We start from the raw sequence: 21,397 nt of genomic DNA on the forward strand, positions 1-21,397 counted from the left end.
CGATTATATCATGCGGCTTGTCATTGACCAGTATGGCAAAGACAAATTGACTGTAACGGGCCATTCACTTGGGGGGGGCTTGGCGGGGATGATGGCCGTCCGGTATGAAGTGGATGCAGTTGTCTTCGATCCAGCTCCTTACGGTTTTGTGCTTGATGAAGCGGTGCAGGGGGCGATGTATTCCAATGAAAATGTGATTGATTATTACCTTGCTAATCAGCGAGCAAAACAACATATCACCACCTACAACCTTAAAGGTGAATTCCTGTCTACATGGTGGATGGAAAATCTTGTTGTTTTTGTAAACAGCCTCTCTACTTATTTTGGGCTTCAGGATGAAGATGAAGCTACATTAGAAACAACTTTGCCCTGGCTGGCTAAAGAAACACATGAAATTACATTTAGCGGGGAAGGCTTGTGGCATAATTTATTGCTGGCGCTGGATTTTGAATCTCCCGCGGCTCGTCATGCGATTGATATTTTGGCTCTTTTGTTAAACAGAGGTGTAGATAGTGGAGATGGCCGCGACTTTACGTCATTACTGGAGCGGCTTCCTTATATTGTAAATACGTCGTTGAATGGCGATATTGATGGTCCATTGAACAATCTGGATAAACCGGATTGGACCGTTCTGTTCCGCGCCTTGGTGGACAATGACGATTTTTATCAGAAATTCTATGATTCCCTAGATCGGCTTACTCAAACAGGTGAAGTGGCTAATCTTACCCAAGATGCTCGGAATTCACTAATTTCCTTTGCCTTCCAGATTGCGGCTGACCTGATCAATGACAATTTGAACAATCCATCCGGATTGTCTGCGGAAGGTGTATTCAGTGACGATGCGAATGGTATTTTTGTAGACTTCACGAAAATTGACGGTGTATCTGACAACGTACCCGCAAGCGTCAAGGAAATTGACTATTTCAATGACTGGTTGCAGGTTCAGACATCAATCAATCTTCAGATTTTTTCTCCGGCCTTTGACGAAAAATATTTCGATATCATGTCGGCCCTGAGCGGCGGAGCTGATTCTGAGACTGTCGTTTTTAACGGATTTTCCGTTCAGTCATCAGCAGATGAGGGTGCCATTGTGGATGCCTCGTCGATCACGGCTTCCAGCTATGGCTATGGGTTATTTGCCATCGGCGGAGATGTGGGGGGAGATCACATCATCGGTACAGATGGAAAAGATTTGATTTTTTCTGGTAAAGGAACCGGAGATGTTGTTGATGCTGGAGAAGGTGAGGATATCATCACCAGTTTCTCCAGCAATGCTGATATTGATGGTGGATCAGGTAATGATATTATAATCGGTAAAGGTGCCTCTTCGACCATTTATGGCGGTTCGGGAGACGACTTTATTGCATGGTTCGGGGCTGGATCTGTCATCTATACCGGTGAGGGTGCAGACAATGTACTGATTGCCGACAATACGCTGATCGCCGACGCCACAGGTGAGGACCGTCTTTATCTGTGGGGCTGGAGGCTGACGGGCGGTATTAAATACGGGGGCGGGGAAAGCCCCTATGCCCAAAGCCTCTTCGCCACTTACGGCATCAATACTGACGGTGAACTGGTGATTATCGACAAGATTTTCGGCAACACCACCTATGTGGCCAATTATGTGGGCGGTCCGGGTGTGACGAGCCCCACGGCGGGCATCCAGATCGCCCAACTCGACTTCAATTTCATGCAGCTCATGGATGCGGATTTTGTGCCGGGTTCCCATGTTTCCTGGCTGGACGAGGCGCTTGATATTATCGTGCAGGCCGGGACCGGTTCCCCACGCAAGAAAACTACCGATCCCCTTGTTCTCGACCTGGACGGGGACGGGCTGGAGCTTACGTCGGAGACGGTGGTCTCGCCCTATTTTGATATGGATGAAGACGGCTTTGGCGAACGCACTGGCTGGGTGCGCCCGGACGACGGTTTCCTGGTCCGCGATCTTAACGCCAACGGCAAGATCGACGATATTTCCGAAATGTTCGGCGATTCAGAACAGGACGGGTTTGCCGCCCTGGCCGCTCTGGATGAAAATCTGGACGGGGTGATTGACGCCCAGGACAGCGGCTTTGCCGGACTTAAGATCTGGCAGGACCTGGATCAGGACGGGATCACCGATGCGGGCGAGCTCAGCAGCCTTGCCGATCACAATATTACCTCGCTGAACCTTGCCTATGGCGTCCCGACCGGCGGAGACGCGGTCAATGCGGGCAATCCGGTCCTGGGCTTGGGCTCCTTCACCCGCGGCGATGGCAGCACAGGCGACCTTTATGATGTGGCCTTCGCCATTGACAATTTCAATACGAAAGATCTGGGCGACCTGACGGTCAGTCCGGAAGCCGCGGTATTGCCGGAGCTGCGCGGGCACGGGGAGCTTGCCGACCTGAGCGTGGCCATGACCCGGGATGCGGCATTGCTGTCACAGGTGGATTCTGTCTCCGCTTCTGTGCCCCAGGACATTACCCTGGACAACCTGCGCGAGGCCGTCAAGCCGGTACTGTATAGCTGGGCCGGGGCGGTCGAGGGCGAACGGCCCGGTATCTATTACATCTATACGGAGGCACCGGACGGCACACGCACCGTTAGCGAGTTTTTCTATTATGACGAGGTGGAAGGTCACTGGGTACGGCACAGCGGCACCGACACCTATGACGGCGAAGGCCAGCTTGTTGTCGCGATCACCGAAAACCAGATCCAGAACTGGCCGCTTGCGGCCGGGGAAAGTCTGGGCGAGCTGACCGGTCAGGATCTGACCTTCTTTGAAAAATATACCGGGGAGAAGATGCCCTGGGACAATCTGGTCGACGGCGTAGGGGCCTACAGCAGCCTGGTCGGTTATGTGGAAAGCCTGACCCGCATGCAGGATATTCTTGCGGTCACCTTCGCGGTGGAAGGAAGCCTGTCCGGCTTCTTTGACGATATCAGCTATGACAGGGGAGAGGAGCTGTTCAGTTCTTCGGCCGTAAATCAGCTTGTACCGGTGATGACTGACATATTTGCCGGGGCGCCGGGCACGGAAATAGAGGCCCGCACCTACCTTCAGAACTGGTATCCGGTGCTGAAAATCTTCCTGGAACGATTCGATCGCGGCTCAAGCAGTCTGTTGCTGACCCACAGCTTCCTGTTTTCCAATCTTGTGGCCGGATATGAGGCGTCGGGCTCTGTGCTGTCTTTGGCGGAAGTTGTTGATATCTTTGATATCCAGTCGGTGATTGAGGCCGATGATGCGACAACGGACGGCACCGCTGACGAAGATATTTTCTATCTCAGCACTACGGAATCGACCTATGCCGGGGGCAACGGCTATGACGCCTATGTGGTGGGTGGCGGTTTTGCCAATGCGGTGATTGACGATACCGACAGCAATGATACGGATCTCCTGCGTTTTGCGGTTCATACAGCGGCGGACATCACCGCGCGCCGGGACGGCATTGACCTAATCCTGACCGATACCGCAACCGGAAATGAAATCAGGATCGAGGAACAGTTCCTTGGCCGGGAGCCAGGTTTGTTCGGCGGGGACTTCAATCCCGACCGCGGGGTGACGGAGATCATCTTTGCCGACGGAACGGTCTGGGACAAGGTTGATATTGCCAGGGCCGTGTCCACACCTGACGCAAGTGACCAGATCATTACCGGCACCAATGACATTGATGTGCTGGACGGGGGCGCGGGGACGGACCTTCTTAAGGGCGGCAACGATGCCGATCTTTATTACTTTGGCGAAGGGTATGGCAACGACAGCATTGACGAAACTTCGGACAATATTCTTCTAGGCGGCCCTGATATCGTCGCCTTCAGGGATAGCCTGACCCGGGACGACATTACTTTCTCCCGTAACGGCAATTCAGATGACCTGGTTGTTACCCTGAATACGACCGGCGAAACTCTTACCATCATCGACCAGTTTGATGCGTTCGACACCGGAGTTCTGGGTATTCGCTGGCTGGACCGGATCGAGAATTTCGCCTTTGACGACGGAACAGGCTACACTTGGGAAGAGGTTATCGGGGTATTGACCCAGGGTACCGAGGCCCAGGAAAATATTTACGGCTTTTATTATGGCGACACCATTGACGGCCATGGCGGCAGCGATTTTCTGTCCGGCGGCAACGTGGGTGATAACTACCTGATTGGCAAAGGTTATGGACATACGGTCATTGAAGATAACCAGGACAATATCCTGACCAATGACGCCGACCGGGTTATTTTCAAGGATGTTTATGCCGATGAGGTTACTTTCTCTCGTGACGGCGGCAGTTTGAACCTTGTAATCACCATCAATGAAACCGGCGAAACTGTTACTCTCAGAAACCAGTTTGACGGTTTTAACACCGGTGTGTTTGGTGTCATCCGCTTTGACATGATTGAATATGTCGAGTTTGCGGACGGTACTTTCCTCAATGCCTTTGAAATCCAGGACCTTCTGCTGGAAGAAGGCAAGACGGATGGCAATGATGTCATTTATGGTTTCTTCTCGGCAGATGTTCTTGATGGCGGTCTGGGTGATGACTTCCTGGCCGGCGGTGATGGCGGGGATACCTATATCTTCAATCCTGGCTATGGCCATGACACCATCAGTGATTATCAGGAAAGTGTTCTTGACGATGCGCCTGACAGGGTGGTGTTCGGAGACGGGTTTACCGTTGCAGACCTCCGGGTAGGGCGTAATGGTAACACAGCCATCCTTACCTTTGAAGGGCATGCCGATGAGCTCACCGTCAATGGAATGTATGGTCAGTATGGTGACTACCGGGTCGAGGAATTTGAGTTCTTTGACGGTACCATATTGAACTGGGAGGATATTCAGGATCTGTATCTTCTGCAGCAGAAAACCGATGGTGACGATGTTATCGATGGTTTTTCGACAACAGAAGACACGCTGGACGGCGGGTTGGGGAATGATACCCTTCTCGGTGATGCCAGGAGTGATACTTATATCTTTGGTCGAGGCTATGGTCAGGATGTTGTCTATGATAATGATCACAATAATACCTTTGGCGGAACCGACAAAATATCGTTTGGAGAGAATATAGCTCCTGAGGATTTAATTTTTACAAGAGATGGCAGTGCGCTGATCATTGAGATCGCCGGAACCACGGATAAGCTGACAATTTCAGGCCAGTTTAATTTTACCGCTTTGCATGAAGTCGAGGAATTCCACTTCAGTGACGGTACTGTTCTTAGCCAGTTTGATGTGCAGGAACTTCTGCTGCAGGGCACGGAAGGTGATGACACCCTGATAGGGTTCAACAGTCAGGATGTTCTTGACGGGGGAGCGGGAAATGACAGGCTGGAAGGAGGACGTTCCGGTGATACTTATGTCTTTGACATCGGTTATGGCAATGACGTTGTTTATGACAAACTGGATCACGTAGCATACGACAGTCCCGACAAGGTTTCGTTTGGGCAGGGCATTACTGTTGACAATATCTATTTCACCCGTAGCGGGGATAGTCTCATCGTTGGCATTGACGGTTATGAGGATACATTGACCCTTCTTGGGCAGTTTGCCTTTAGCGATCTGTACGAGATTGAAGAATTTCATTTCCATGATGGTACCGTCTGGACATTGGCCGACGTGGCGCTGCAACTTCTTGAAAGTACAGATGGAGACGATCATCTGATAGGCACCAATGGTCGTGACTATATGGACGGTGGGGCGGGTAACGATATACTGGAAGGCGGACGTTCCGGCGATACCTATGTCTTTGATGTGGGGTATGGAAACGACTATATCAACGATTACCTTGATCATGTGGCCTATGACACACCGGATCGGGTTGTCTTCGGGCAAGGGGTCACAACTGAAAATATCATCCTGACCAGACAAGGCGAGGATTTGCTCGTTGGGATTGAAGGTTTTGAAGATACCTTGCTGATCAATAACCAGTTCAACGAAACTACTCTCAATCTATATCGCATGGAAGAGTTTGTTTTTGCAGATGGCACGGTATGGAGCTGGCAGGACATACAGAATATGTATCTCGTCGGCACCGATGGTGATGACACGCTGATAGGATTTGAAACAAGCGATGTGCTCGATGGTGGTGCAGGCAACGACACGCTTCGCGGCGGCGATGGTTATGACACCTATATCTTTGGACTGGGATATGGCCATGACAATATATTTGAGGGGGCTGCGTCTTACTGGAATGCCGACAAGCTGGTTTTTGGTGATGGAATCACAACACAGAATATCACATTGATCAGAAGCGACGACTTGATGGATCTGACCATTAAGGTGGACGGCACTGATGACCAGATTCTGATTATTGATCAGTTTGACAAATATTATGAGGGCATTGATGAATTCCATTTCTACGATGGCACCATCTGGGATACTGATGATATTAGAGCGGCCTTTTTGGGGGGGACGGACCTGGACGACAGGATCGACGGCTTTGATTCCGCTGACGTGATTTCCGGTGGATTGGGGAATGATTCCCTTTACGGTTACGACGGTAGTGATGATCTCTATGGTGGAGTAGGGGACGACACCCTTGTTGGCGGTGCCGGAAATGACTTGCTTGACGGGGGGCAAGGTAATGACCGCCTCTACGGAGGGTATGACACTGATACCTTGTTGGGCGGAGACGGGGATGATCTGCTTTCCGGAGGTGGAGCTGCCGACATTCTTGACGGCGGAGCAGGAAGTGATACGGCTGATTACTCTTACGTCATAATAGATAATTACACCGTCAACCTGGTGTCCGGAACCGGCGGCAAAACCGGTAGCAGTCTCGTCGACACATTGGTTTCCATCGAAAATATTCGCGGTGGCGGAGGCCATGATGTCCTCATCGGTGATGACGGGAATAATATCCTTTGGGGCGGTGACAGGAATGATTCCCTGACCGGGAATGGTGGTAACGACATCCTGTATGGCGAAAACGGTAATGATGCGCTCTATGGAGGGGACGGTGATGATATCCTGTCTGGGGGAGCTGGAACGGACAGTTTCGATGGAGGCGCCGGAAGTGATACTGTTGACTTTAGCTACTCATCTACAAACGCTACCATTAATCTGGCACTTCAAAATATCGTGTTCTCCGGAGGAGATACAGAGAACTTTATTTCCATAGAAAATGCCGTCGGAACAGGTGGGTCTGATAGCATCATTGGAGATGCCGGAGACAATATACTTACAGGAGGAGCCGGAGATGATGTCCTGTCCGGCGGCGACGGGGTCGATGCGGCCAGGTTCGCCGGGCTTACTGACGACTACACCATTGTCCAGGAGACGGATGGTTCCTACTCCGTGAGCGGTCCGGATGGAAAGGATGCTTTGTCAGGAATCGAACGGGTTATCTTTGATGACAAGGAGGTATTCCTTGCCTCGTCCACCATTCAAGAAGATGCTCCTTTTGCAGTGGTTCTCCCCGAAGGTATGTTTGCCGGAGGTGGTGTGACGTATTCCGCTACCATGGAAGACGGCAGCAATTTGCCGGTCTGGATGACTATAGATCCTGCAACGGGTGAATTGACTGGTACAGCGTCGAACGAAGATGTTGGGGGTTTTCGTATTACTGTGACGGCGACGGATGCACAGCTACAGTCGGAAACAAATAGCCTGTACCTGTATGTCGCAAACACAAATGATGCTCCCGAAGTCCAGAACGGCATTTCTGATGCAATAGCTACTGAAGAGGTCGAGTTTTTGTTTGAGGTACCTGCGGATGCCTTCTCGGATATGGACAATGGCGATCAACTTACCTATTCAGCGACTCTTGCAGATGATACTGCCCTGCCTGCCTGGCTGACCTTGGATGCACAAACGGGGATTTTTTCCGGTATGCCGGGGAATACAGACGTCGGTGTGTTCCAGGTCAAGGTAATTGCGACTGACCTTGCCGGTTCTTCTTCCTCTGATGTTTTTGATCTTACGGTTCAGAATGTGAATGATTTACCGGTGCAGAACGGAGATCTTATAGATCAAACCATACTGGCCACGGTACCCTTCAGCTACGAACTACCAGTCGATCTTTTCTCGGATGCAGATTTCGGTGAAGTTTTGACAATAACTGCAACACTCGCGGATGGAACTCCGCTTCCGGCATGGCTGACATTCGATGAAAATACCCTGACGTTTAGCGGAACGCCGGATGAAACGGCCATCGGTAACCTCGATATATTGATGACAGTGGAGGAATTGTCGGGCGCCTCCATATCTGATCAGTTCACTGTTACTGTAGAGTCTGTACCGATCGATGTGACCTTGTATGTGGGGACCGACCAGATTGATGACGTTGATTTCAGTGCGGGGATTCAGGCGCATCAGATATTCTCTCTTGAGGGAGATGATATCATTACAGGCAGTGCTTACGATGACATTATTGACGGAGGAGTTGGCGCAGATACCATAAATGGTAACGCCGGTTCTGACACGGTCACTTATCAATATTCATCAGGGGCTGTTGATATTAACCTGGGGTCATCTTCCTTCTCGGGAGGTTCAGCAGAAGGGGATGTACTGACCAGCATCGAGCATATTATTGGTTCTGCTTATGACGATTCTCTGATTGGTAGCACGGGCAACAACAGTTTTGATGGTGGGGCTGGCAATGACGAAATACTGAGTGGGCGCGGCTATGATACGCTTATGGGGGGCGCCGGAGATGATTATCTTGCGGGAGACCGGGACCCGGATGATTATATATACAATCTGGGGGATGGCCATGACACCATTGTTGAATATTCCGATTCTACTCTAGGAGATGACGCGTCGGGCAACCGCCTGATCCTTGGGGCAGGTATTGCGCCGGGAGATGTTATTGTCACACGCGATCCCGGCAACTGGAATCATGTGACTCTCACTTTTGCCAACGCTGAAGGGTCCATATTTCTTCAGAATCAATTTGCCGGCAGTAAATATGGTGTGGAAACCATTGTCTTTGATGGTGGTACCACATGGTCGATGGCCCAGTTGGCGGCCGCAGGCATGACCCAGTTGATGACAGACGGAGACGACGAGATATTCGGTCACTTGGGTAGCGACACGGTCGAGGGTGGTGCCGGCAATGATACTCTCAAGGGGTGGTATGGCTCGGATACATTGATTGGTGGAACCGGTGACGATGTGCTGTATGGTGACCGTGACCCGGATGATTATATATACAATCTCGGGGATGGCCATGACACCATTGTTGAATATTCCGATTCTACTCTTGGAGATGACGCGTCGGGCAACCGCCTGATCCTTGGGGCAGGTATTGCGCCGGGAGATGTTATTGTCACACGCGATCCCGGCAACTGGAATCATGTGACTCTCACTTTTGCCAACGCTGAAGGGTCCATATTTCTTCAGAATCAATTTGCCGGCAGTAAATATGGTGTGGAAACCATTGTCTTTGATGGTGGTACCACATGGTCGATGGCCCAGTTGGCGGCCGCAGGCATGACCCAGTTGATGACAGACGGAGACGACGAGATATTCGGTCACTTGGGTAGCGACACGGTCGAGGGTGGTGCCGGCAATGATACTCTCAAGGGGTGGTATGGCTCGGATACATTGATTGGTGGAACCGGTGACGATGTGCTGTATGGTGACCGTGACCCGGATGATTATATATACAATCTCGGGGATGGCCATGACACCATTGTTGAATATTCCAGTTCTACTTCTGGTGATGATGAGACAGGTAACCGTCTGATCCTCGGGGCAGGTATTAATCCTGAGGATATCCTGTTGCAGAGGGATAGTTCCGACTGGGATGATATAACACTTTCAATCTATGGCGCGGATGGTTCCATTTTCCTTCAGGACCAATTTAAAGGCAGCAAGTATGGTGTCGAGACTATTGTCTTTGATGACAGTACCACATGGACCATGGAGCAGCTTTCGGCCATGACCTTTGCAGGAACCTCCGGGGAAGATGATCTGCTCGGAACAGATGCCAATGAATATATGTGGGGTGGTTCTGCCAATGACACTCTGAACGGAGGCGCTGGCAAGGATACTCTGGAGGGGGGAGCTGATGACGATACTCTTTATGGTGAAGCCGGAGCAGACCGCTTATGGGGTGGCAGCGGAACAGATATTATAACCGGAGGTGAGGGTGACGATACTATAGATGGTGGTGCGGGAATAGATACCGCAGTGTTCGCCGGCAACATTGCGGATTTCACTGTGTCCTATAATGGAGATTATACCTACACTGTAACCGACATGAATGCGGCTGATGGTGACGAAGGTACTGACATTGTTGAGAATGTTGAGATACTGAGCTTTGCAGACGGAACATATCAGGTCAATTCTATACCGGTATTTACATCTGACGATATTGTTCAGATAAACGAAAATGAAACCGCAGTCACCACAGTGACGGCAACGGATATGGATGGGGAGAACCTGACCTACAGTATTACGGGCGGGAATGATGAATCTCTGTTCCAGATTGATGGGACAACAGGCGAACTGAGCTTCCTCAGCGCCCCCGATTTTGAAACGCCGGGTGATATGGATATGGACAACGTCTATGAAGTTGAAGTGTCTGTGTCGGACGGCACCGAGAATGTCCCGCAACTAATTTCCGTGACCGTTGAAGATGTCAATGAAGCCCCCGCGGTGAATAACATCAGCCTTGGTTCTGTCAATGAAGAGGGGTCCTTCCTGATGACGACGGAGCAGCTTTTGACGGCGGCTTCTGATGTGGAAGGAGATGTTCTGAGTGTTATCTCGGTTGCCGTTGATGCGGCCTATGGAGAAATTGCAGACAATGGGGACGGAACCTGGACCTTCTCCCCGGCGGCAGACTATTTCGGCAGCGGTGTGCCGATCACAATTAATGTCAGTGATGGCGCTTTGACAACTGAAGGCACAGTTTCTATTGATGTGACCGGGCTTCAGGACGCTCCTGTATTTACCTCCTCAGCCACAGTGAATATTAACGAAAATGAGACCGTTGTCACCACAGTGACGGCAACGGATGTGGATGGGGAGAACCTGACCTACAGCATTACGGGCGGCGCCGATGCGGCCCTGTTCCAGGTTGACGGGATGACAGGCGAGCTGAGTTTTCTCAACGCCCCCGACTTTGAAACGCCGGGCGATGTGGATGCGGACAATGTCTACGAGGTGGAGGTATCTGTGTCAGATGGTACCGATGCCATTCCACAATTGATTTTTGTGACCGTTGGCAATGATGTGGATGCGCCGGTGATTACTTCTTCAGCATCCGTTATTGTGAATGAAAATGAAAGTATTGTTTCCACGGTAACTGCAATCGATGAAGAGGCGGCAGGCCTTAGCTACAGCATTACGGGCGGAAATGATGAATCTCTGTTCCAGATTGACGGGACGACAGGCGAGCTGAGCTTCCTCAGCGCCCCTGATTTTGAAACGCCGGGTGATGTGGATGCGAACAATGTCTATGAGGTGGAGGTGTCTGTGTCTGACGGTACAGTCAGCACACCCCAGCTTCTTTCGGTAACAGTAGAGAATATCAACGAAGCGCCGGAGGCAGGAAATGTGGATCTCGGGTTTGTGGATGAGGATACAGCTCTCCTGCTTGACCCTGCCGATTTCCTTGCGAATGCGACAGATGTGGATGGAGATACTCTTACTATTTTGTCAGCGACTGTTGATCCGGCATATGGCTCTATTGTGGCGAATGGAAACAACCTGCTGGTCTTCACGCCGAGTGCAGACTATGTCGGAGAGAATGTAGAAGTTACATTTACTGTCTATGATGGTCACGGCCTCGTGGATACGGCAACAGCGACGATAGATGTTCTTGCAGTGAATGATGCCCCCGTGGTGAATAACATCAGCCTTGGTTCTGTCAATGAAGAGGGGTCCTTCCTGATGACGACGGAGCAGCTTTTGACGGCGGCTTCTGATGTGGAAGGAGATGTTCTGAGTGTTATCTCGGTTGCCGTTGATGCGGCCTATGGAGAAATTGCAGACAATGGGGACGGAACCTGGACCTTCTCCCCGGCGGCAGACTATTTCGGCAGCGGTGTGCCGATCACAATTAATGTCAGTGATGGCGCTTTGACAACTGAAGGCACAGTTTCTATTGATGTGACCGGGCTTCAGGACGCTCCTGTATTTACCTCCTCAGCCACAGTGAATATTAACGAAAATGAGACCGTTGTCACCACAGTGACGGCAACGGATGTGGATGGGGAGAGCCTGACCTACGGCATTACAGGCGGCGCAGATGCAGCCCTGTTCCAGGTTGATGGGACAACAGGCGAGCTGAGTTTTCTCAACGCCCCCGATTTTGAAACGCCGGGCGATGTGGATGCGGACAATGTCTACGAGGTGGAGGTATCTGTGTCAGATGGTACCGATGCCATTCCACAATTGATTTTTGTGACCGTTGAGAATGTCAATGAGGTGCCGGTAGTAGGAACTGTCGACCTGGGATTGATGAACGAAGATGGGGTCCTTGTAATCACGGCGGCGGAACTCCTTGCTGAATCTTCCGACGTGGATGGTGATGTATTGGTTGTGACCTCTGTTACAGTTGACCCGGCGTACGGATCCATTATCGACAATGGCGACAATACCTGGACCTTTTCACCGTTTGCTGACTTTGTGGCGGATGATTTACCCCTTAGCTTTACAGTCAGCGACGGTAATCTTGCCGCCTATGCCACAGCGACTGTGGATGTGCTCGCTCAACAGGATGCACCTGTGTTCACATCTTTGGCTACTGTGAATATCAACGAAAACGAAACCATTGTAACCACGGTGACGGCGACAGATGCTGATGGGGAGGCAGTTACCTACAGTATCACTGGCGGTGACGATGCTACCTTGTTCCAGGTTGACAGTGTCACAGGTGAGTTGAGTTTCCTGTCTGCTCCGGATTTTGAAGCCCCGGGAGATTTGGATGCCGACAATATCTACGAAGTTGAAGTCTCTGCCAATGATGGAGTCGAAGGCACGCAGCAGATAATATCTGTAACGGTAGGTGGTGTGAATGAAGCACCTGATGCTGGCGACATCAACCTTGGTTCAGTGAGTGAGAACGGGTCTGTCATCATCTCGGCAACTGAACTTCTGGCTAATTCGACCGATCAAGATGGCGATACGCTGACAATCACTTCTGTGTCTGTGGATCCGGCTTACGGGACTCTTGCAGACAATGGCAATGCCACTTGGACCTTTACGCCGCTCACGGACTATGTGGGTGCGGATGTTCCGATAAGTTTCACTATTGATGACGGGAATGGTTTGAATGCTATTGCCATAGCTTCCATCGATGTGATTTCCCAGTCCCTGAATTATATTGGAGGAACCAGCTCGGCAGAAACGCTGACCGGAACAGCTGTAGCCGATGCTATTGAAGGCAAGGGCGGTACAGATTACCTGTATGGTGAAGGTGGCGATGATACCTTCCTATACACGAATGGTGATGGACATGATGCTTTTTATGGCGGTGAGGGTTATGACACTGTCCAAGGGTCTTCGGGCGATGATGTGATTTGGACCCGCGCCCTGGACGGGATCGAGGTCATCGACGGCGGTGCCGGTTACAACGTTCTTGGTTTGAGTAACTATGATACGGATAATATTCTGGACGCCCGCCTTCTGACCCTGATCAATATCGATGAAATCAAGGGGAGTATTACAGCTGATACCATCTATGGGGATTCATCGGCCAACCTGATCTCCGGCGGTGCCGGCACGGATTACCTGTATGGTGAAGGTGGCGATGATACCTTCCTCTATATCGATGGTGATGAACATGATGCTTTTTATGGCGGTGAGGGTTATGACACTGTCCAGGGGTCTTCGGGCGATGATGTGATTTGGACCCGCGCCCTGGACGGGATCGAGGTCATCGACGGCGGTGCCGGTTACAACGTTCTTGGTTTGAGTAACTATGATACGGATAATATTCTGGACGCCCGCCTTCTGACCCTGATCAATATCGATGAAATCAGGGGGAGTATTACAGCTGATACCGTCTATGGGGATTCCTCTAACAACCTGATCTCCGGCGGTGCCGGCACGGATTACCTGTATGGTGAAGGAGGCGACGATACTTTCCTTTATACGGATGGAGATGGGCTGGACGCTTTTTATGGTGGTGACGGCTATGACACGGTCCAGGGGTCTTCAGGTGATGATGTCATCTGGACCCGTGCCCTGGACGGAATCGAAGTTGTCGACGGCGGTGCCGGCTACAACGTGCTTGGTTTGAGTAACTATGACACGGATAAGATCCTGGATGCTCGTCTCCTGACTTTGGTCAACATTGACGAGATCAGAGGGAGTCTTGCAGCGGAAACCATTTATGGCAATGCCTCTGCTAATGTGATCTCTGGTGAAGCCGGCATAGATTACCTGTATGGTGAAGGTGGCGATGATACTTTCCTGTACGTTAATGGTGATGGAACCGATCATTACTTCGGTGGTGAGGGTTATGACAGCATTGTTGCTTCTGATCAGGATGATGATATTTACACAAGTGTTCTGGATAGTATTGAAGAAATAGATGGCGGAGCTGGTTACAACGCCCTCTATCTGGGTTCAAACGCTACTTTGGATTCCTCTACAACACTCCTGCTGAACATCGATGAAATTCATGGTTCGTCTGGGGATGATGTGATTGTTGCAACAGCCGAGGACGAAGTTATCTACAGTGGTAATGGTGCCGATACAATTGATGCCGGTGCGGGCGACGACCTGGTTATCGGTAATATTGGCGTTAAAAACTTTTCTGGTGGAGACGGCATTGATACCGCCGATTTCTCATATACATCCGCAAATTCCAGCTTCAACCTGGAAACAGGCACTGGTGCCGTTTCAAGCACGGCCAAGAATATCTATGGGTTTGAGAATCTTATCACAGGTAACGGGAGTGATGCCATCATTGGCAGTGACGCGGATAATGTCCTTACAGCCAATGCTGGGGACGATTTGATGGATGCCGGGCTTGGTGATGATACCTATGTGATCACTCAGGGGGATGGTTCCGATACCATCAACAACCTGGACACAACCTCAATAAACGACACGGTCAGCTTTGAGGATGGTATCACTTATAACCAGTTGTGGTTCACCCAGACTGGCGATGATCTGGTTATCGATGATCTGGGCAGTGACAGCCAGGTGACCGTGGCGGACTGGTTCGCCAACGGCGACAACGGCGACTATCACGTGGAAAATATCCAGACCGCCAACATGATCCTGGATCATTCCGAGGTCAACCAGTTGATCCAGGCCATGGCCGGCATGACTATGCCGACAGGTGGAGAGATTGATCTGGAAGATCCCAATAACGCTTCTTTGGTATCCGTCATTGCGGCGACATGGGAGAGCAGGGCTGGATAACGAGCTGTAAAGAAATGTAGAGTTGCAAGGGGGTGCGGGGACAATTTCCATACAAATCCTGAACTTTGATACAGTAAGATGCCTTCATTGATGGAGACAGGTGTTTGATCGCAGATTTTTCGCTCAGTGACGGGGAATTCGTGTTGCCTGAAGACGCAGGTCTTGCGGTAAAAGGACCGTTATTTGTGTGATATGGGTGAGCACCATTTCTATATATCAACGGCTAGGTTCTTATTCCAGCATGCCGAGTACGGTATTGTCATAGTGCGCGACCCTATCAAGCTATCGGATGCCGGCAAGTTTGGCTTGAGATCAGTTCTTCTGTACGGCGTAACCGTGGCGCGCCTGCCTCTTCGCAGGATCACCTTTAACTCCCGAAATCAGCTAACCCCTCTCATTGATGTGTTGTTTAAGACCTAGCGGAACGGCGGCGGGCTGCGAGGGATGCCGGAAATTCTTCATATAAGTCGAAAGGTAGCCGAAGCCAGTCCTGAGCTGGTAAGGCTGTCGAGCAAGTTGGTATTGCGGTGATAGCAAGGAAAAGTCTCTTCCTGAGTCCCTGAGATCCGCACAGACCGCTCCACAGCAGCTGATCTCTGGCCGTGATGAGACAAATTTGTTAGGTTGCAATGATCTTCAACGGCTTGGTAAAAACGCCCAATATGATCATGATTTTCATTGGAAGACAGCTTCACAATCCGCGACTGGCAAGCAACAGGAGAACTTGATAAATTGGCTCTCTTTTCCGAAAAAGTCGCCTGTCCCAATCCATACTGGAGGTATGGATTTGGCGCCAGGTCAATGGCTGGAGGCGTGGGACGTGAATTTACCTCCAACCGGCTCCCGGTATTTAAAAGCTAATGAGAGGGATGGCAGAATGTGGCTGCTATCCGGTAACGACCCAGGCCGGGAAGAACAGTCTATCGATCTCAGTGACTATACTTTTGACATTGGCCCGGAACCAGGTCTGATCCATCCATCAGACTATGGCGGCCAATATGTGGCGACAGAATACCAGATGACGCTGAAAAAATATGCCATCGTCCCGTCCATGCCCGGGAAAGGAAATTGTTATGTTTGCGAAGCTGACGGAGCGCAGCGGAGACACAATGCTGCTGTCGAGGCCTTCTCCAAAACCTTGAAAGCGGAGCTGGCGTGGCGCGTGAAATTCGAATACCGTGAACAGGCAGAAAGGATCATCAATGAGTATATTGTGAACTTCTATAATCGGAAATGGCGACATTCAACTTTTGGCACTATCAGCCCGATGGCCTATGAGAAATGAGCCGCCTAAAGAGCACGGTCCTAGCCACTTTTTTAAGGCAAGTCCAAATTATCCTGATAATTTCCTTGTTACCTAAATTATGCAGTGGGCAAAACGGAACAGGGATGGTCTTGTTTAATCCCGTCCAATCTTCCAATTTGATCAGAGCGCTTTGATAGCATCGAAAATAAGGTGAGCGGCTCGTATATCGTCGCCAGGTTCTATGACACCGGCCGCTTCCAAAGCCATAGTGAACTCGGTACGCCAACCAATATAACCAAAAGGTTTATGTTCGTTAAATGAATCGCCACGCCAAAGCTCTGTCAGGAGTGCTTTTAAATAATCCCGAACGGTTTCTGCTTCCGCATCGTTGCTAGGCATAGGAAGATTGAGTATTTCTTCAGGTGTCATAATATTCCCTCAATGTACGAGGTGGCCTTTTACTTATTCCTTTAGTTTTAGTAAAGGGAAAATACTACATACTCGATCTATGAGGCTAATGATAGTCCCTTCAACAGTAACCACGATTTTCCTTGTCTGAACCGCCCCGGTATTGCCGGAGGCTCCTACTTCTAAGTCAAAGGAGCCATTATGAACTTCTATAGTCGGAGAAGGCGACATTCAACCCTTGGCACTATCAACCCGATGGCCTATGAGAAATGAGCCGCCTAAAGAGCACGGTCCTAGCCACATTGTTTAGGCAAGTCCAAACTGGTTGGCCCGGCGCAATTCGGTTCCGGCAAGTGCTGCCTGCTCGCTGCGCGTCACCTCGTCGGCGTCGAGAATGGCGATCAGGCCGCATTCGGGAGTGTCGAGGTCTTCGCGCAGCAGGTTGATGCCGACGAGGATGTCGAAAGCGCCGATCCGGAGGTTGCGGATAATTTCGACCCTCTCCAGCGTGTCGATGTCCCTGAGCAGATAACGCACCTTGAGGCCGTTTTTGTCCAAGTATTCGGTCAAGTCTTGTGCCATGCGTCTGGTGAGCGTGGTGGTCAGCACACGTCAGCTCGCCTCGATGCTGGCCCGGGCCTCATGGGGTCCCATTTGTCGAATTTCAGCGGCCGGAAGCCGAAGTCGGCCAGAGTCCTTGTTATGGGCCTTGATGATGGTCGGGCTCTAGGTCTTGTGGATGATCTGGACCATAGTATAGGTCTTGCCGGTGCCGGTGCCGGTGACTCCAAGCAGAACCTGGTCCGAGAGCCCGTCGCCGAGCTCCTCAGTCAGCGCCTTGATCGCTCGGCTGGTCGCTGGAGGGTTCAAATTCGCTCTCCAGCTTGAAGGCGATGCCGCCCACGGTCTTTTCCGGGCGCACAAGGGTATCTTTTGGCAATCTCCTTTTGCGGGCCGTCAAAAGCCATCTGTAGGCGTTCCAACAAGGTGTTGCACTGCTCCGAAGTCATATTCCCATAATGGGGTGAATCGCCCGGATTATCCAGTGGGCTTTTTCCGAATAATGAAAACTTAGCCAGTCTGTCGGCGCATCTTCCACCATTCCGTCAGCAGGTACAGGCCGTTGGCGGCGAGGATGCACATCAGAGGCATCACCGGCAGGCGGTAGCGGAAAATCACATAGGCTGCCGCATGGATCAGGCAATAGAGAGCGACCGTCCCGAACAGAATGGCGTGATTGCGGTTGAGCCGCTGCCGGAACAGCAGTGGGACGAGCGCCAGGATCACAATAATATTATAGGCTATGAGCCAGCCCAGTCGCATCAGTTTTTCTACGGCAGTGGGATTTTCCTCTTCCCCTGAATGGATCGGTGGTTTCCAGAAATAGGCTATCTTGCGCAGGGACAGCCAAGCGGTGCGTCCCGGATTTTCCTTGACATAGTTCAGGGCCTGTTCCTTCAGGAAGGCACTGCTCCCGATTTCCCCCCGTTCCTTGCGGATGCCGTCCCAGACCGGTCCAAGAGGTGTATGCTGAATGCCGACAAACTTGACGTCGGCGGCCGGATTGTTTCCAAGGTAGATATTAAAGGCGCCGTTGGTATTGAGTAACGGCTTGCCAAGTTGCACGGTGGTATAGGTGAACCACGGGGCGAGAGTAATGAAAAAGGCAATCAAACAGGCAAACATAGCTTTCCACTGTATGCTTCGCAATATTTCCCGATTGAGATGGATGCCGGAAACCATCAGTCCGATCAGCAGGCCGGTCAGGATGACGGCCGGGCCGACCAAAAGTTCGTAGGCAAACAGGGCACCGAGCAGGACAGACAGTCTGATCTTGTGGCGGGACGCCGGATAGATCAGTAAAAAATATGTTTGGGCCAGCAGCATGGGCACCATCAGGTTTTCCTTGGCCACATATTCCGTATAGAGTATTGCCGGTGGATAAAGTGCCCAGGCGAGTGCAGCTAACATCGCCCATTTCCAGTTGCCGAGCAGTTGGCGCGCACAGAGATAAACCAGCCAGATACCGAGGGTGCCGAGGATGACATTGAGTATTTGGGCTACTTGGGCCGTCGCGCCAAAGACGGCAAAGAAGGGGGACAGGAAAATGGGCCAGCCGGAACTGTAATAGGCTACATTGCCCATGCCGTCGTTCATGCGGCCGTTTTCCAGCAGCGATGTAGCCATCCTCATATAGGCCCGGTAATCGGAAAAGGGCTCGATATGCATAACTGCGACAGCTGCAATTTTGATCAGGAAGCCAGATAGAAGAAGCAGGAGGAGGCAATATTGTTCTCTTGCTAATCTCGGTTCATTCATTCATTCATCTCCGTCAGATGCTTGGACCGGGACCAGGGGTGAATAAGACATGTTATGCGCCGTTCTTTCCACCGATTTCGGACTTCAGGTCGGTTAATATTGATGCGATGGAGAGAGTATATTGCCCAGCATAAAGCTTGATCATCAGATAAGTCAGTATCCAACTGGCGAGAAGATATCTTGCGTAGAACAGGTGACCGGCAGTATAGTCGATGCTGCCGACAGACACAGCCAGAATAATGCCAATGATAATTTTTTGGCTTATAGACGTGCTGCTTGTTGTTTTTGTCATGCCGATTTACCCACAAGCACACATCCACTCGCGATCAGCAGGGTGCCGATCATACGGGGCAGAGTAACATTCTCATCGAGCAGGAAAGCACCGAAAGCCATGGTAATCAGGAAACTCACGCCGACAAATGGGTAAGCAACAGACAGATCCACTTTTGCAAGAACCCAGAGCCAGAGGGCGACACTTAGCCCGTAGATAAGCAGCCCAACCCATATCAGCGGAGACATGAGTGCTGCTAGAAGAGTATCCAAGATACTGCTCTGCATGGCTTGCTCTATTCTGGAGCCTGCCACGCCTAACTTTAAGGCAAGCTGTGCGCAGGCGGAAAGAGTGACAGTAAAAAGTATGAGCCCGAGAACAAGGATAGACATTTTGATTTACCTCATATTTCAATAAAGTGTGCGGCCAGTACAATTAATATCAATCCCAGACCAACAATTCTGCTCACCCTGTCCTTTATGGCGAATACAACGGGGTCTTCTGTTATTTTCCCCCTTCTTGCTCCAACCCAGATCCTGTTTCCCCAGTAAAGCATGAGAAGGCATAATCCCCAGAGAAGCTCGGGGCTTTTGTATTGGGAAACTATTTCCTCGCTGTTGATGAAAAGGGCAAGCACAAGGACAGACGCGGTGATGTTGGCGATCCCCAGGCTGAACATTGTTTCACTATCTTCCCAGGAATATCCTCTTCCTTCAGCCTTCTTTTCTTGATTCTCGAGGGCGAAAAGTTCAATAAATCTTTTCAGGTAGGCAAGGCTGACAAACATAAAAATCGAGAAAGCCAGAAGCCAGGAGGACAGGATGATGCCCGTTGCCGCCGCTCCTGCGACAACTCTGAGCGTGTAAAGGATCGCCAGTGTCATGACATCAACGGTAGAAACCCGTTTCAGAAAAAAACTGTATAGATTGGTTGTGAGGAAATAGATTCCGAGCACCATTACAAAAATCAGGGGCAGATAATAAGTCGCCACCAAGAAGGCTGCTAAAGGAAAAAGGAGAGCGCCCAGGATTCCCAGCGGTATCGGGAGGTCACCGGAAGCGAGGGGGCGCAACCTTTTTGTCGGGTGACGGCGATCCGCTTCCAGGTCCAGCAAGTCATTAAGAAAATAAACACCGGAGGCGCACAGGCTGAAACAGAAAAAAGCTACGATGGCATAGATAATGGATCCCAGTTGGAAATATTCATGCGAAGTCAGAAGAGGGACGAAAATCAACATGTTTTTCGCCCATTGGTGAAGGCGCATTTCTTTTAAGAAAGCACGTTCTTTGGGGCTTTGCCTAGTATCGATGATTTTTTCCGCTTTTCCTTCTTTTGATGCCTTTTCGACGAGGTCGGAGGGCGCATTGACGAAAATGTTTGAATGAGCTTTATCCCAGATCACGCGGTCGGCCGTGCTGTCGCCCGCATATGCGAAGTCATTACCTTTTGCAAATTTCTCAATAGCTTGCAGTTTGCGAGCGCCTTTCATGTTGTTCTCGCTGTCTGTGGCAATAACTTGATCAAAGATACCCAGGTGTTCTGCCACCTTGTCCGCATAGGTTTTATGGGAAGCGGTGGCAAGGATCAGCGGATGGCCCTGGTCTTTTTTTTCGTTGAGATAGTCGATAAGGGGTGACTGATAGGGTAGCCGGGATGCATCGATATCGATTTTTTTCGTTACCTGATCTTTAGTGTATGATCGGCCGCGAGACAACCATAGCAGGAGATTGAAAACCTGAAGGGGATTGCTTTTGATAAGATTGAGGGATGTTTCGAGAAACAGATCGGTTTTGATAAGTGTTCCATCAAGATCCACAAAAATTTGTTTTTTGTTGTTTTCCAACTTCATTCCCCAATT

Annotated in this window: 8 protein-coding genes and 1 pseudogene; 2 read left to right on the forward strand and 7 right to left on the reverse strand. The window is 50.6% G+C overall.

Annotation, left to right across the window (positions count from 1 at the left end):
• Nucleotides 1-10: 10 nt before the first annotated feature.
• Nucleotides 11-15,295, forward strand: a complete 15,285-nt coding sequence (locus ACORNT_RS04500; protein ID WP_321395894.1) for a tandem-95 repeat protein — start codon at nucleotides 11-13, stop codon at nucleotides 15,293-15,295.
• Nucleotides 15,296-16,172: 877 nt separating this feature from the next.
• Nucleotides 16,173-16,580: an IS3 family transposase gene (locus ACORNT_RS04505; protein ID WP_321395898.1), complete on the forward strand. Its 408-nt coding sequence runs from the start codon at nucleotides 16,173-16,175 to the stop codon at nucleotides 16,578-16,580.
• Nucleotides 16,581-16,721: 141 nt separating this feature from the next.
• Here the strand turns inward: ACORNT_RS04505 and ACORNT_RS04510 are convergent, their stop codons facing one another.
• The 7 genes and pseudogenes from ACORNT_RS04510 to ACORNT_RS04540 all read right to left on the reverse strand — a co-directional run bounded on the left by ACORNT_RS04510 (nucleotide 16,722) and on the right by ACORNT_RS04540 (nucleotide 21,382).
• Nucleotides 16,722-16,970, reverse strand: coding sequence for a hypothetical protein (locus ACORNT_RS04510; RefSeq protein ID WP_321395903.1), 249 nt, complete (start codon nucleotides 16,968-16,970; stop codon nucleotides 16,722-16,724).
• 357 nt (nucleotides 16,971-17,327) lie between these two features.
• Nucleotides 17,328-17,561, reverse strand: a pseudogene (locus ACORNT_RS04515) (helicase-related protein); the annotation flags it as partial.
• Between the two features lie 114 nt (nucleotides 17,562-17,675).
• Entirely contained in the window at nucleotides 17,676-17,819 is a 144-nt protein-coding gene (locus ACORNT_RS04520) for a hypothetical protein (RefSeq protein WP_321395909.1), read from the reverse strand.
• A 201-nt stretch (nucleotides 17,820-18,020) separates the two neighbouring features.
• Nucleotides 18,021-19,178, reverse strand: coding sequence for a glycosyltransferase family 39 protein (locus tag ACORNT_RS04525; protein ID WP_321395912.1), 1,158 nt, complete (start codon nucleotides 19,176-19,178; stop codon nucleotides 18,021-18,023).
• Nucleotides 19,179-19,320: 142 nt separating this feature from the next.
• Nucleotides 19,321-19,560, reverse strand: a complete 240-nt coding sequence (locus tag ACORNT_RS04530; RefSeq protein ID WP_321395915.1) for a hypothetical protein — start codon at nucleotides 19,558-19,560, stop codon at nucleotides 19,321-19,323.
• Complete coding sequence (locus ACORNT_RS04535) at nucleotides 19,557-19,787, reverse strand: EamA family transporter (RefSeq protein ID WP_321395918.1); 231 nt, start codon at nucleotides 19,785-19,787, stop codon at nucleotides 19,557-19,559. The genes ACORNT_RS04530 and ACORNT_RS04535 overlap by 4 nt, the downstream gene beginning before the upstream one ends.
• 155 nt (nucleotides 19,788-19,942) lie before the next feature.
• Nucleotides 19,943-21,382, reverse strand: coding sequence for a UbiA family prenyltransferase (locus ACORNT_RS04540; RefSeq protein WP_321395921.1), 1,440 nt, complete (start codon nucleotides 21,380-21,382; stop codon nucleotides 19,943-19,945).
• Nucleotides 21,383-21,397: the final 15 nt, after the last annotated feature.

The organism is Emcibacter sp. (assembly GCF_963675455.1).
Classification (GTDB): Bacteria; Pseudomonadota; Alphaproteobacteria; order Sphingomonadales; family Emcibacteraceae; genus Emcibacter.